Annotated in this window: 12 protein-coding genes; 6 read left to right on the forward strand and 6 right to left on the reverse strand. The window is 59.4% G+C overall.

Features of this window, described 5'->3' with window-relative positions; all coding sequences use genetic code 11:
• Positions 1-121: 121 nt before the first annotated feature.
• From VFO93_RS06140 to VFO93_RS06160, 5 genes are all read right to left on the reverse strand, one after another.
• Positions 122-985, reverse strand: a complete 864-nt coding sequence (locus VFO93_RS06140) for a DUF4349 domain-containing protein (RefSeq protein WP_325133464.1) — start codon at positions 983-985, stop codon at positions 122-124.
• Positions 986-1,230: 245 nt separating this feature from the next.
• Positions 1,231-2,535, reverse strand: a complete 1,305-nt coding sequence (gene murA, locus VFO93_RS06145; protein ID WP_325133465.1) for a UDP-N-acetylglucosamine 1-carboxyvinyltransferase — start codon at positions 2,533-2,535, stop codon at positions 1,231-1,233.
• A gap of 81 nt (positions 2,536-2,616) precedes the next feature.
• On the reverse strand, positions 2,617-3,378 hold the full coding sequence (locus VFO93_RS06150) for a DUF4290 domain-containing protein (protein WP_325133466.1): 762 nt from the start codon (positions 3,376-3,378) through the stop codon (positions 2,617-2,619).
• Positions 3,379-3,418: 40 nt separating this feature from the next.
• The gene (locus tag VFO93_RS06155) at positions 3,419-4,012 is read right to left on the reverse strand and encodes a hypothetical protein (RefSeq protein ID WP_325133467.1); all 594 of its coding nucleotides are present in this window, start codon (positions 4,010-4,012) and stop codon (positions 3,419-3,421) included.
• Positions 4,013-4,033: 21 nt separating this feature from the next.
• Positions 4,034-6,280 (reverse strand): ATP-dependent helicase, encoded by a 2,247-nt coding sequence (locus VFO93_RS06160; RefSeq protein ID WP_325133468.1) that lies wholly within the window; start codon positions 6,278-6,280, stop codon positions 4,034-4,036.
• A gap of 221 nt (positions 6,281-6,501) precedes the next feature.
• Between VFO93_RS06160 and VFO93_RS06165 the strand changes: the two genes are divergently transcribed.
• From VFO93_RS06165 to VFO93_RS06180, 4 genes are all read left to right on the forward strand, one after another.
• Positions 6,502-7,077 carry a DUF3109 family protein gene (locus tag VFO93_RS06165; RefSeq protein WP_325133469.1) on the forward strand — a complete coding sequence of 192 codons (576 nt, stop codon included), beginning with the start codon at positions 6,502-6,504 and terminating at the stop codon, positions 7,075-7,077.
• Positions 7,078-7,277: 200 nt separating this feature from the next.
• On the forward strand, positions 7,278-8,000 hold the full coding sequence (locus VFO93_RS06170) for a pirin family protein (RefSeq protein ID WP_325133470.1): 723 nt from the start codon (positions 7,278-7,280) through the stop codon (positions 7,998-8,000).
• Positions 8,001-8,027: 27 nt separating this feature from the next.
• Positions 8,028-8,741, forward strand: a complete 714-nt coding sequence (locus tag VFO93_RS06175) for a GAF domain-containing protein (protein ID WP_325133471.1) — start codon at positions 8,028-8,030, stop codon at positions 8,739-8,741.
• Between the two features lie 55 nt (positions 8,742-8,796).
• Positions 8,797-9,423: a porin family protein gene (locus VFO93_RS06180; RefSeq protein WP_325133472.1), complete on the forward strand. Its 627-nt coding sequence runs from the start codon at positions 8,797-8,799 to the stop codon at positions 9,421-9,423.
• Positions 9,424-9,528: 105 nt separating this feature from the next.
• Here VFO93_RS06180 and VFO93_RS06185 read toward each other — a convergent pair whose 3' ends face one another.
• On the reverse strand, positions 9,529-11,382 hold the full coding sequence (locus VFO93_RS06185) for a M2 family metallopeptidase (protein ID WP_325133473.1): 1,854 nt from the start codon (positions 11,380-11,382) through the stop codon (positions 9,529-9,531).
• 127 nt (positions 11,383-11,509) lie between these two features.
• Between VFO93_RS06185 and VFO93_RS06190 the strand changes: the two genes are divergently transcribed.
• Both VFO93_RS06190 and VFO93_RS06195 read left to right on the forward strand, forming a co-directional pair.
• Positions 11,510-12,529 carry an alpha/beta hydrolase gene (locus tag VFO93_RS06190; protein WP_325133475.1) on the forward strand — a complete coding sequence of 340 codons (1,020 nt, stop codon included), beginning with the start codon at positions 11,510-11,512 and terminating at the stop codon, positions 12,527-12,529.
• Positions 12,530-12,861: 332 nt separating this feature from the next.
• Positions 12,862-13,329, forward strand: coding sequence for a peroxiredoxin (locus VFO93_RS06195; protein ID WP_325133476.1), 468 nt, complete (start codon positions 12,862-12,864; stop codon positions 13,327-13,329).
• The last annotated feature ends 6 nt before the right edge of the window (positions 13,330-13,335 follow it).

Genomic DNA, 13,335 nt, shown 5'->3' on the forward strand with positions numbered 1-13,335 from the left:
CTGTAGGCTTGCAGCTAAGCCAAATACAAACCAATGATACCGTTTAATGCTAAAAGTGAGTAAGGTCGGATAATATATTCCGAATGCCCTTAACAGATGCCGCTAATGCGCTAAATGCACACTACGCCTGCTCGGGGTGGCGCAGCCGCCACCACCGCCAGCCCCAGGTGCCTAAGCCGCTGAGTAGCAGTAGTGGCCAAATGTTCGTCAGCACCACGGCAATGCTCAGTACCACCGACCAACCCCGGTTGAACGCCACCTGAAACTGCGGGGCAAAAGCGGGCTGCGGCTCATCAGTGTCAGTAGCCGCCAGCGGCTGGTAGTAACGCAGCCGCAGCGTGGCCCAGGTGCTGCGCGCGCCGATTTGCTGAAGCTTGGCTTGGTCGGTCGCCAAGTCGGTTTGCAACTGGCTGGCTTGCGCCTGGAGGCGGCTGGCTTCGTCCTTATCGGTGGTTTTAGCTAGCTGTTGCTGAAGCTTAGTAGCGGCAGCCTGCTTGGTAGCGAGAGTTTTAGCGGTTTGCAGCACATCGGCTGTCACGTCGGCCGAGGCTACGTCTTTGTTTTCCACGTGGCCGAGCTGGCTTAGGGCCGTTACCAGCTCCACAAATTTACCCGGCACCACCTTAATGGTCATTTCCTGCCGGTGCTGTCCGTCGGCGCGGGTTTCGTGAGCGGTGCTCAGGTAAGCGTCGTGCAGTTCCAGCAGCTGATTGATGCGCGTGGTAGCCTGGTTGAAATCATTCACGGCAAGGTCCAACTCGCCTTGATAGATGATGTCGCGGTTTGGCTTGGCGACAGGGGCGGTCATGGCTATTGCGGCTGCCGGAGCCGCTTCGGGCTCGGCGGCAGGCATAGGCGGTAGGGTAGGGCTTTTGACCTCAGAAACAGTTGTTTGGGTTGGCGCGTCGGCGCTGGTTTCCTCGTGGGATGAGTCGTACCCCGCCAGGGCCAGCCCGAGGAGGGCCGGCAAAATCAGGCGTTTCATCAGAAAAAAAGAGGGGAAAGCTGGATGTGAGGGAAAACAGCCGCGCAGCTGCTTCTTTATCCAACTTACCCCGGCGGGTAACCCAGAGGGGCGTAAAAAAAGCTCGGTCTGGAGAGACCGAGCTTTTATTTAGGATTGTCCTTGAGCGGGGTAGAGACGCAACATATTGCGTCTGCCGTTAGGATAACGTATGCAGGGCGCAAGACGCAAAATAGTGCGTCTCTACCCCGCTCAACGGCTTAAAACTACACCCGGCGAATATCCGCCCCAATAGCGTTCAGTCGCTCGTCAATATTCTGGTAGCCGCGGTCAATCTGCTCCACATTGAGGATTTTGCTGGTGCCGTCGGCCGAGAGCGCGGCGATGAGCAGCGCCACACCGGCCCGGATGTCGGGCGACGACATGGTGATGCCGTGCAAGTCCTTCTGGCGGTCGAGGCCGATAACCGTGGCGCGGTGCGGGTCGCAAAGAATAATTTGCGCGCCCATGTCGATGAGCTTATCCACGAAGAACAGGCGCGACTCAAACATCTTCTGGTGAATGAGCACCGTACCCTTGGCCTGCGTAGCTACTACGAGGATAATGCTCAGCAAATCAGGCGTGAAGCCCGGCCACGTGTGGTCGCTGACGGTGAGGATGGAGCCGTCGAGGTAGGTGGCGATTTCGTAGTGCTCCTGGGCCGGAATGTGAATGTCGTCGCCCCGGAACTCCAGCTTGATGCCCAGCTTGCGGAAGGTGTCGGGGATGATGCCCAGCTCGGGAATCTGGCAGTCCTTGATGGTGATTTCGGAGCCCGTCATGGCCGCGAGGCCGATGAAGGAGCCGATTTCTATCATATCGGGCAGCATGCGGTGCTCGGTACCGCCGAGGCTCTGCACGCCTTCGATGGTGAGCAGGTTCGAACCAATGCCCTGAATGTTAGCGCCCATCCGCACCAGCATCCGGCACAGCTGCTGCAAGTAGGGTTCGCAGGCGGCGTTGTAGATGGTAGTAGTGCCTTCGGCCAGCACGGCGGCCATCACGATGTTGGCGGTGCCGGTTACGCTGGCTTCATCGAGCAGCATGGAGGCGCCGGTCAGCTTGCCATCTACGTGCAGGCGGTAAAAGTCGGCACCTTCGATGGTGAGCTGAGCGCCGAGTTTTTCGAGGCCCACGAAGTGCGTATCGAGCGGCCGGCGGCCGATTTTGTCGCCGCCCGGCTTGGGCAGCTGGGCGCGGCCGTAGCGGGCCAGCAGCGGCCCGAGCAGCATCACGGAGCCGCGCAGCTCGCGGGCCTGGGCCACAAACTGCGGCGTGTCGAGGTAGTCGAGGCGCACGTCCTCGGCCTGGAAGATGTAGGTGTCGGGGCCAAGCTGGCCCACTTTCACGCCCAGGTCGCGCAACAGCTCGATGAGCTTGTTCACGTCCCGGATGTTGGGCACGTTGCCGATGGTGATGGGCTCGGGGCTAAGCAGCACCGCGCACAAAATCTGGAGTGCCTCATTCTTAGCTCCTTGCGGAATGATTTCCCCGTGCAGCTTGCGCCCACCGCGCACTTCAAATGCAGCCATTTCTATTCAATTATCAATTAACAATGAGCAATTATCAATTGGCCGGGCTTAGAAACTAAACTCAGCCAATAAGCCGCAAAGCTACTGCGGCGGCTGCTGCGGCTCGGAGCGGAATTTTTTGCCGCGCTTCTTGTCGCGCTTTTTACCGTTGCCAAAGCCGCTGCTCTGGCCCTGGCTTTGGCCTTCGGTGCGGCGCTCGCGGTTGTCGCGGCCCTCGGGGCGGCTGCTCGACTGGCCGCTGGCGGGGCGCTGCGTGGTAGCGGCGGTGGCCGGCAGGCTGGCAATTTCAAACAAGCCCTGGTCGGCCACGGCCTGCGCGTCGAGCTTCAGTTGCCCGCCCGACAGCTCACTGAGGTGCCGGATGATGGTCACATCCTTGGCGTTTTCCTTGTTGTGCTGGCGGTAGAGGAACTTCATGGTGCGCCCGATTTGCACGGCGGCTTGCTCGCGCTCAGTAGCGTCTTCGAGGGTCAAAGCTTTTGCTACCAAGGCTTCGACGCCACGGCCGTAGGCTTTCAGCTTGGGCGCTTGGCGCGGGTACTCCACGCGCTTGGGGCGGGCGGTGTGCAGGCGCGGGGCAGTCAGGGTCACGGGCGCGTCGAGGGCCACGTCTTCGCCGGCCAGGGCGTGAATATGGTTCCAGAGGCGGGTCTGGATGTCGGGCTGGTCGCGCAGGCTGGGGCGCAGGCGCAGCATCATCTGCACGATGCCGGCGGCGCGGCGCGTGCGTTCGGCCACGTCCTCAATCTGGGCTAGGCCCTGGATGAGCGCGTAGGTGCTTTGCCCGTATTCGCGCACCAGCAGTTGCAGGTGGAAGGGCAGGGGAGTGGGTATTTCTTGCATGCGATGGTAGCCAAAGTAAATTGACTAGTATTTTATCTTGCTAGATAAATTGAGTGAAAGGAGGCTCTATCAACTTTCGCTCTGATTTATCATAAATAGCAGCTAAGTATAGCGGTGCCATTCGGGGCGTATCTGTAGGATACTCGCAAATGAAATGCACCTCAATACGCATTGCTGGTTGATTCTTTTTCTTTGCTCGGGCGAATACCCAACCAATGCTTAAATGCTCTTCGCCAACTCGCACAGCAGAACCACCTAGCTTTTGCTGTGGTAGTTCCAACAAGTATTGCCTAAGTAATGGGTATTTCTTAAGCAACGGTTCGGCATTACGGCAAAACAAGTCTGTTGCCAGAATAGCAACTCTGATAGGTGGCGAAACCTCATTAACAGAAGCTTCAGAAAAGGCCTCGGCTACAGTCTTTCCAGGCCGGTAGCCCGATTCTATTTCTCGAATCTCAGCTAGTGCTGCCGTTAAATCAGCCTTGCGTATTTGTCCTTCTAGTTCCTGAATTACCCAAAACTGCATTTCTGCGTCCTGCAACCGCTGCGTCAATTGCTTCCAGTCTGCATACGAAACCTGCACGGCTTGGCGGCGATTGGCGTCATTGACTACGTAGCTAACAGGGATTTCCATTCTTTTGGGCGGGCTCAGTAGTTACAGCACCCGCAATTTCGCAAAGCTCAGCAGCAGCGTCTTTTCGCCCACCTCGTCAAACAGAATCACGGCTTTCACGGTGCCTTGCTGTTTTTCCAGCGTAGTCACCTGGCCGTAGCCGAACTTGGGGTGCTCGACGCGCTGGCCGGCCTGCAAGTTAGTGGTGTCGGAGGGTTTAAAATCGGCCGGGGCCACGTACTTGGTCGGCGTCTGCTTACGCACGGGGGCGGCCACGAGGTTCGAGCGGCGCTCAAACACGTGCTGCACCGGCGACTCGCCGATAGCCGGCCCGGCCGCAAACTTGATGTTCAGGTACTGCGGGTCAATTTCATCGAGGAAGCGCGATTTCTCGCAGCTCCGCAGGTTGCCCCACTGGTAGCGCGAGGTAGCGTAGCTGAGCGTCAACTTCTTCTCGGCCCGCGTGATGGCCACGTAGAACAGGCGGCGCTCTTCTTCGAGGTCGGCCCGCGAGGTTATCATCATCTGGCTCGGGAAGAGGTTTTCCTCCATGCCCACGATGTATACATTGCGGAATTCCAGCCCCTTAGCCGAGTGAATCGTCATCAGCGTCACGGCCTCACCTTCCTGCGCCGCATCCTTCAAATCAGAATCGGTGACGAGCGCAATGTCTTGCAAAAACGCGCCGAGCGACTTGTCTTCGCGCTCCGGGTCGTCGGTGTATTCCTTGATGCCATTGAGCAATTCCTGAATGTTCTCGTAGCGCGACAAGCCTTCGATGCTCTTGTCGGCGTACAATTCCTCAATCATGCCCGAGTTTTTGGCAATGAATTTGGCTGCTTCAAATGCGTCTTCCTTAGCCGCCACGGTGGTGTAGCTCTTGATTTTTTCGGCGAAGCCCACCACCGGATTGCTCACCCGCGCTGGCAAAAACTGCTCGGCGTTGCTCACCACTTCCCAGATGGTGTGGTTGGCCTCCTCGGCCACGTTTATCAGCTTCGAGATGGTGGTGTCGCCGATGCCGCGCTTGGGGTAGTTGATGACGCGGCGCAGTGCCTGCTCGTCATTCGGGTTTACCGTGAGGCGCAGGTAGGCCACTAAGTCCTTGATTTCCTTGCGCTGGTAGAAGCTCAGGCCGCCCACGATTTTGTACCGGATGTTGAGCTTGCGCAGCGCTTCTTCCATGGCCCGGCTCTGCGCGTTGGTACGGTAGAGGATGGCGAAGTGGTCGTAATTGAGGCGCTGGTTCATCTTGTCCTCGTAAATGGACTGCGCGATGAGCTTGCCTTCCTCGTTGTCGCTGGCCGCCTTGATAACCTCAATCAGGTTGCCGCTTTCGTTTTCCGAAAACACGTTTTTGCGCAGCTGCTCTTGGTTGTTTTTAATCACCGAATTGGCCGCCCACACGATGTTCTTGGTCGAGCGGTAGTTCTGCTCCAGCTTGAAAACGTTGAGCTCGGGGTAGTCTTTCTCGAAGTTGAGAATGTTCGAAATATCCGCGCCGCGGAAGGCGTAGATACTCTGTGCATCATCACCTACCACACAGATATTCCGCTCTTTAGCCGCCAGCTTGCGCGTGATGAGGTACTGCGAATAGTTGGTGTCTTGGTACTCGTCCACCATCACGTACCGGAATTTATTCTGGTACTTATTCAGAATATCGGGGTGGTCGCGGAACAGCACGTTGGTCTGGAACAGCAGGTCGTCGAAGTCCATCGCGCCCGCCTTGAAGCAGCGCTGCTGGTACTGCTGGTAAATCACCCCGATTTTGGGCCGCAGCGCCGCCTCGTCGTCCTGCCGAATCACGGGGTCGTTGACGTACTGCTGGTAGGAAATCAGCTTGTTCTTGGCCGCCGAAATACGGCCCAGCACCGTGCTGGCCTTGTAGAGCTTGTCGTCCAGCTCCAATTCCTTCACAATCTGCCCGATGAGGGTTTTCGAGTCCTGCGTGTCGTAGATGGTAAACGAGCGCGGGAAGCCGATGCGCTCGGCCTCGGTACGCAGGATTTTGGCGAAAACGGAGTGGAAAGTGCCCATCCACAGGTTCTTGGCATTGGGACCGACGACCTTTTCGATGCGGGCGCGCATCTCCTTGGCGGCCTTGTTGGTGAAGGTGAGGGCCAGCACGTTGAAGGGGTCCACGCCCTTTTCGAGCAGGTGGGCAATGCGGTAGGTGAGCACCCGGGTTTTGCCCGAGCCGGCACCGGCGATAATCATGCAGGGGCCTTCCGTTTGGAGCACGGCGGCGGCCTGCGAGGGGTTCAGGAGCGCGTTGTAATCTAAAGCCATTTAGGTAAGCTGCTAGCTATGAGCTACTAGCTGTTAGCTTTTGCTGAAATGTGGAAGCCGGGCCAGCCGCGTAGCGGAAAACCAGCCGGGGCTAGCTGACAAAGATAAGTTGAGGGGGCGGGCCGGCGGTATCTTTGTGCTACCGTTTTTAGCGCGTAGCCACCGCCCGCTTAGTAGGGTTTCTAACCGCATTTAGCCGCCGATAAATTCGCCCGATAGCCATGATTGTTATTCAAAATACCGTTATCTCCGATGACGTAGCCGATAACTTCTTCGTTTGCAACCTCGACGCCTGCAAAGGCGCCTGCTGCGTAGAGGGCGACCTCGGTGCCCCGTTGGAGCTGGACGAACTGGAAATTCTCAAAAACGAGTATCCCAAAATCGAGCCCTTCCTGACCGAGGCCGGCAAAAAAGCCATCGCCGAGCAGGGCCTCTACATCGAAGACTGGGAGGGCGACTACAGCACTACCACCATCAACGACCGGGAGTGCGCCTACGCGCTCTACGACGAGCGCGGCATCCTGAAATGCGGCATCGAGCAGGCGTACCTGGCGGGCGCTACCGACTTTAAGAAGCCGATTAGCTGCCACTTATACCCCATTCGCATCACGAAATACGAGGGCTTCGAGGCGCTCAACTACGACCGCTGGGACATTTGCTCGCCGGCCTGCACTTTCGGCCGCGAGCTGGGCGTGCCGGTTTATAAATTCCTGAAAGAGCCGCTGGAGCGCAAGTACGGCGCGGCCTGGTACGCCGAGCTGTCGCGCGAGATTGAGAACCCGACGATAGTAGAGTAGGGCAGGGGCACAAAAAAGCCGGTCGAAAACCGGCTTTTACTGTCAGGATAGTTAAGTGCAGATTTGGGGCCAAACTGCAGCCTGGGGTAAACTAAGCGCGGCCGCAGTAGCTTAGGTAGCCTAAGTATCAGACGTAGCCAGGGGCGGGGCTAACCTCGCCCGCTGGCTCGCGTAGAGGCAGGCTAAACTAGTTCGCTCCTATGCTCGCTCTCATCACCGCCGCCCAGCGCCACCACGCCGCGCCCGCCTCCTGGCTCAGCTCGTATTTTCTGTTCTCGTTTGCCGATTATTTCGACAAAAACAACGTGCACTTCGGCCCGCTGCGCGTGTTCAACGACGACACGGTAGCGCCCCAGAATGGCTTTCCGCAGCATCCGCACTCCGAGATGGAAATTGTGACGCTGGTGCTCGAAGGCGAGGTAAGCCACGAAGACACGCTCGGCAACCGCACCAGCATCACGGCGGGCGAGGTGCAGCGCATGACGGCCGGCACCGGCCTGGCCCACAGCGAGATGAACCGCACCGATAACCAGTTGCACCTCTACCAGCTTTGGTTTATCCCGAGCCAAAAAGGCCTGGCCCCAAGCTACGAGCAAAAAGACCTGGGTTTTTTGAAGAGCAAGAAAAACGAGCTCGTGCCGCTCGCAACAGGCCAGAAAGTGCTCGAAGACGTGGTGTATATGAACTCGAACAGCACTGTGTACTGGGCGCGCCTCGACGCGGAAAAGCAAATTGTTTTTAAAACCTTCGCTATTCGCCTTACCTTTATCTATGTAAAAGAAGGTAGCCTGCTCGTAAACGGTGTAGCCCTGATGCCCAACGACCAAGCCCGCCTAACGGCCGAGGAAGTAGTGGAGATAAAAGCTACCAAAGATGCCGAGTTTATAGTAATCGACCTGCCCGGTAGCGAAGCCAATTACTAAGTTATTTGAGTTTAGCTTTTATCGTTAATGCCACATTCCTATCCCGAGTCGCTGATACCCAACGATGATGCGGTGCGCCTACGCACGCTGCACCAGTTTCAGATTGTGAACACCACGCCCGAGCTGATTTTTGATAACTACACGGCCTGGGCAGCGCAGCTTTTCAACGTTCCAATCTCCATTATCTCGCTGGTTGATAAGGAGTACGTGTGGTTCAAGTCGCGCACCGGCGGCCCCGAGGTCAATGGCTTGGTGCGCGACGAGAGCATGTGCGCAGCGGCCATTCTCACCGGCGAGCAGGTGATATTATCCGACTATAAGTCCGAAAGCTGCACGCTCATCAAGCCCGATGTAGCCCAGGCCATTGGGCTGAATTTTTATGCCGGGGCCGTGCTCACGGCCAGCGATGGGGCTCGACTGGGTATGCTGGCCGCAATCGGCAAGGAATACCGCGAGCCCACCGCAGAAGAAATCGCGGTGCTCGTGCGCCTAGCCGACCTCGTCACGCAAACCATCGAGCTGCGCTACCAGTACCTGGCCGCCGACCAAGCCGCCGAGTGGGAAGATGCCCAACGCGCCCTCTCGCTAGCCCTGGACGAAAACGTGACCTTGGCGCGCTACCTCATCACGCGCAATCAGCGCATCGACCTGACCGACCCGGAAGTGGCGCAGCTCATCGACCGGCGATTGAGTAATGTGGCCAAGGTGCTGAGCCGCCGGCTAAGCTCGCACGTGAGCTGAGGCCAAAAGAGTGTCGTTGAAATCCAACGCAGCTAGTGGTTTGAAAATAAAGTAAGTGAAACAATATTTATGCACTGGCCTACTGGTTGGGTGGGCGCTCGCCGCGAGTGCTCAGCGCCCCTACAGGGGCCTGCGCTCCCGCAAGCTACCCGTTAAATTTGGGCTCCGTCTGGGCCTGAATTATTCCAATACCAATTTCAACCAGGGGGCGCAGCCGGTGCCTTTTGGACCTATTCCAACCGTCTGGCGGCCAGGCTTTCTGGCCGGGGCGCTGGTGCAGATAGACCTCAACCGCTGGCTTTCCTTGCAGCAGGAATACTCGTTTTCGCAGCAGGGCGGCGAGCGGCGCGATTCGGCCACGCGCTACCGCATGCGCTACCTGTCGCTACCACTCTTGGTCAAGTATCAGGTGTCCGACCGGGTGACGCTGGTAGCCGGCCCCCAGTTTGACCTGATGATAGCGACTACCGCAAAAGCCAACGGGCAGACCAAGGATATTACGCACGATACCGAGGACCGCGCCGTGGGCGCCGTGGCCGGGCTGGAAATCCGGATGTGGCGCAACATCAGCCTGAGCAGCCGCTTTTTGCAGGGCTTCAACCACGTCGGCATCGGGCAGCGCTCGGTGGTGCAGGAGTTTAAGTGGCAGTCGGCGCAGCTGGCGGCCGAGGTGCGCTTTTGAGAAATAGCCAAGGCCCTACTGGCTGCCCCGCGGCGGCCAGTAGGGCCTTGGTTGGTTTTAAGCCTGCACATCATTGGGCAGCCCGCGCCGGCGGCGCTTTCGCGCTTACATCGTGTACTTGCGGCCCTTATTCTGCGCTTTCAAATACACCATCAGCGGCTGGAAATAATCGACCATCGCGCGGGCCGACAGGTCTTCGCCGGTTTTCTCCTTGAGCACGGTGCGCCAGTCGCGGCTGCTGCCGGGGCGCATGATGTCCTGGATAAACTGCCCGGCCTCGCGGCTGCCGAAGTAGTTGGTAGCGTGCGGGTCCTGGTGCAGAATCTTGCGCGCGATGTGGTCGTGCAGCTGAAATAAAATGATGTAGCTCAGCGCGTAGTCGTAGTACTGCGCGGGGTCGTCGTTGATGTGGGTTTTGGTGGCTGGGTCAAGGTAGTTTTCGCCGCGCGCGGTGGGCGGCACCATGCCCTGGTATTGCTTGCAGAGGGCCCACCACTTGGCGTTGAGTTGGTCGGCGGGCAGGTTTTCGGCATAGAAAGCGTTTTCCCACTCGCTCATCACGCCCGAGGCGAAGGGGATAAACGGCACGTATTGCAGCGCTTCCTTGAGCAGCGTTTGGGTTTGGTTGGTTTGCGTTTTGGCATCCACCAAACCCAGCCCGACCAAGAAGGGCTTTTGCTGGGCGGCCAGGCCCATCATGCTGCCCAGCGCCTCGTGGTAGGCGCGGTTGGCGCCCTGGCGCAGCAGCGGCGGCACCTCGGGGTTGCTGTACGTCAGGTAGTAGTAAATGTGGCCGAGCTCGTGGTGGGTGGTTTCGTACCACTCGGTATTGGGCTCCACGCTCATCAGGCTGCGCACGTCCAGGTTGAGGTCCATGTGCCAGGCCGAAGCGTGGTTGTTTTTCTTGTAATCCGCGTTTTTGGGCAGCGGGTAGAGGCTGCTTTTCTCGTAGAAGGTACTCGGCAGGGCCGGGAAGCCCAGGCTTTGGTAGAAGCGCTCGGCCTGGCGCACGGGCCACTCAGTGCCTTTTTTGGCAATGGCGGCGTCTAGGTTTACGCCTTTTACCGTTACCAGGCTGCCCCAGTCCTGGCCCCAGCGGTTGGGCAGCCAGTCGGCGGGCAGGTAGTCGGGCACCTGCTGGGCACGGTATTTTTTGGCCAGTTCATAGCGGGCGTAGGTGTGCAGCTCGCGGTAGAGCGGGCGCAGTTCGGTGTTGAGCTGGCGCACCAGCGTCATCATTTCCTGCCGGGTGAGGCCGTAGTCGCTGGCCTGGTAGGTGAAGAAATCGGGATAGCCCAGCGCCTGCACCGTCTGGTTGCGCAGGTTGCGTAGGTTCAGCAGGCCGGGCTTGAGGGAGGGGCCGATTTCCTTGCTGGCTTCCCACACCTGGCGGCGCTTCTGCGGGTTGGTTTCGGTGCGCAGCAGCTCGTCGATGTCGTTGGTGGTGACGCTCTTGCCCGCGTATTTGTAGTCGAAGCCGTAGAGCTTTTCGGTCTGAGCGGCTTCGGCCTTGATGCGCTGCTTCACCAGCGCGGCCACGGTCTGCGGCGAGTTGGCGGCGTTGTAAAGGGCGGTTTCGAGCTGCTTGACTTGCAGCGGCGTCAGCTGCTCTTTGTGGGCCAGCAATTCGCGCAGCGTGGTGATGTTGGCCGTGCTGCCCGCGAAGGCGGCCATGCGCTCGTTGGCGCGGGTGGTGCGGCCGGCGTTGGTCGTGTCACCGGGCACGATGTGGGTGTTGCTTTGCCACTCGGCCTCGCTGGCCTGGGTGTAGAGGCGCACGTATTCAGTATTATAGCTGCGCAAAAAGGCCTCAGCCTGGGCGCGGTAGTTGGGCGGCGCGGCGGGGGTAGCAGCGGGCGCAGGCGCGACGGGCGGCGCGGTAGCTACGGGCACTTTGGCAGTGGGGGCGCAGGCGGCGAGCAGTGCCAGCGGCAGAAGGTGGGCGGGTTTAAGCGGCATAAAAAGAGCGAGTAGCGAGCGGCCAACGGCCAACTCCAAAAACCAGAATACCCCGGCCGGCAACGACGGCGGCCGGGGTGCGTAAAGTTACCGCCCGGCCGTGCTTAGCGGCGGCATCCTATTTTTCATGAAAAAAACCACTTTTTTGCTGGCCCTGAGCTTCGGGGCCGCGCAGGCAGTGCTGGCCCAGGCCCCCCGCCCCGCCAAGCCCGCCCCCCGCGTGACGCCTGACAAAACGCCCCTGCCGCCCCCCGCGCCCGTGCCCGAAGCCCCGCTCGACGAGGTGCCCCACCCCGTGCTGCCGCTCTACAGCGGCTCGGTGCCCAACTCGAAGCCCAGCAATCTCCAGGAAACCAGCGTAACCGAAAACGGCGGCCCGCGCGTGGCCACCGTCCTTCAGCCCACGCTCACGGTGTATCTGCCGCCCCGCGACAAGGCCAATGGCACGTCGGTAGTCATTTGCCCCGGCGGCGGCTACGCCCGGCTGGCCATCGGCCACGAGGGCTACGACGTAGCCAAGCGCCTCAACGAGATGGGCGTGGCCGCATTCGTGCTCAAATACCGCCTGCCCAACGGCCAGACCCAGCCCGACCCCAGCATCGCGCCGCTGCTCGATGCCCAGCAGGCCCTGCGCCTGGTGCGCGAGCAAGCCGCCAAGTACAATCTCAACCCCGAGCGCATTGGCCTGATGGGCTTCTCGGCGGGCGGACACCTGGCCGCCACGGCGGGCACACACTTCGCCAAGCCGGTGGGCGTGAGCCCCGGCCCTACGTCGGTGCGGCCGGCGTTTCTGATGCTGATTTACCCGGTTATCAGCTTCAGCGATAGCCTCATGCACAAAGGCTCGCGCAATAACCTGCTCGGCGATGTGCCCGCTGCCGACCAGGTGCGCCTGTACTCCAATGAGCTGCAAGTAACGGCCCAGACGCCGCCTACCTTCCTCGTGCACGCCGAAGACGATAAGGTCGTGCCCGTGCAAAACAGCCTCGTCTTTTACCAGGCCCTGCACCGCCACAACGTGCCCGCCGAAATGCACCTCTACCCGCAGGGCGGCCACGGCTTTGGTATGAACAACAAAACCACCAAAGACCAGTGGGTAGAGCGCCTGCAAAACTGGCTGGACGCCAACGGCTGGCTAACGAAATAGCCGTGCGTTGCGGCGTCTAAAGCTGACACAAAAAGCCCCGCTTCCTGCGTAGGAAGCGGGGCTTTCGTTATTACCACTACCACTACCACTTCAGCCAGTGCTTGTGGTGGAAGGGAAAGAATACGTCGGTTTCTTTGGCCCCTTGCCGCAACCGCGTCATGGCGCGGCGGGTTTGGGCGCGGTGCAGCGACTGCGCCCAGCCGGTGTCATAAGAGAAAACAGGAGAAGTAAGGTGGTGTGCCGCTAATATAGCAGGTGTTACGTATACAGCTGCTTACACGTATTCAAACAAGCAGTGAACCTTTCGCGGCTTGTTTGTTCACTCCTTACTTATGCTCCAACTAGGCGACCAAGCCCCCGATTTTTCGCTGCCCACCGGCAGCGGCAACACGTTCCATCTGGCCGACCAACGCGGCAAGCCGGTCGTGCTGTATTTCTACCCCAAAGACGATACCCCCGGCTGCACGGCCGAGGCCTGCGCGTTTCGTGACCAATACGAGGATTTTCTGGACCTAGGTGCCGTCGTAGTGGGCGTAAGCTCCGACAGCGAGGCCTCGCACCAGAAGTTTGCTCAAAAGCATCGGTTGCCCTTCCCGCTGCTGGCCGACACCAGTGGGGTACTACGTAAGCAGTACGAAGTGCCCCGCGCCTTCCTGGGGCTACTGCCGGGCCGCGTCACGTTCGTCATCGACGCCCAAGGTAAAATCGCCTACATTTTCAACTCCATGAGCGGGGCTACCGACCACGTAAGTAAGACGAAGGAAGTACTGCGTGGGCTGGTAAACAGCCCGGGCAAATAATGCAGT

Source organism: Hymenobacter sp., assembly GCF_035709525.1.
Classification (GTDB): domain Bacteria; phylum Bacteroidota; class Bacteroidia; order Cytophagales; family Hymenobacteraceae; genus Hymenobacter.

Bases quoted from the DNA above. Each gene is read 5' to 3' on its own strand.
- VFO93_RS06160 (WP_325133468.1), bottom strand. From the start codon at position 6,280: ATGGCTTTAGATTACAACGCGCTCCTGAACCCCTCGCAGGCCGCCGCC.
- VFO93_RS06150 (WP_325133466.1), bottom strand. From the start codon at position 3,378: ATGCAAGAAATACCCACTCCCCTGCCCTTCCACCTGCAACTGCTGGTG.
- murA (WP_325133465.1), bottom strand. From the start codon at position 2,535: ATGGCTGCATTTGAAGTGCGCGGTGGGCGCAAGCTGCACGGGGAAATC.
- VFO93_RS06195 (WP_325133476.1), top strand. From the start codon at position 12,862: ATGCTCCAACTAGGCGACCAAGCCCCCGATTTTTCGCTGCCCACCGGC.
- VFO93_RS06155 (WP_325133467.1), bottom strand. From the start codon at position 4,012: ATGGAAATCCCTGTTAGCTACGTAGTCAATGACGCCAATCGCCGCCAA.
- VFO93_RS06170 (WP_325133470.1), top strand. From the start codon at position 7,278: ATGCTCGCTCTCATCACCGCCGCCCAGCGCCACCACGCCGCGCCCGCC.
- VFO93_RS06140 (WP_325133464.1), bottom strand. From the start codon at position 985: ATGAAACGCCTGATTTTGCCGGCCCTCCTCGGGCTGGCCCTGGCGGGG.
- VFO93_RS06165 (WP_325133469.1), top strand. From the start codon at position 6,502: ATGATTGTTATTCAAAATACCGTTATCTCCGATGACGTAGCCGATAAC.
- VFO93_RS06185 (WP_325133473.1), bottom strand. From the start codon at position 11,382: ATGCCGCTTAAACCCGCCCACCTTCTGCCGCTGGCACTGCTCGCCGCC.
- VFO93_RS06175 (WP_325133471.1), top strand. From the start codon at position 8,028: ATGCCACATTCCTATCCCGAGTCGCTGATACCCAACGATGATGCGGTG.
- VFO93_RS06190 (WP_325133475.1), top strand. From the start codon at position 11,510: ATGAAAAAAACCACTTTTTTGCTGGCCCTGAGCTTCGGGGCCGCGCAG.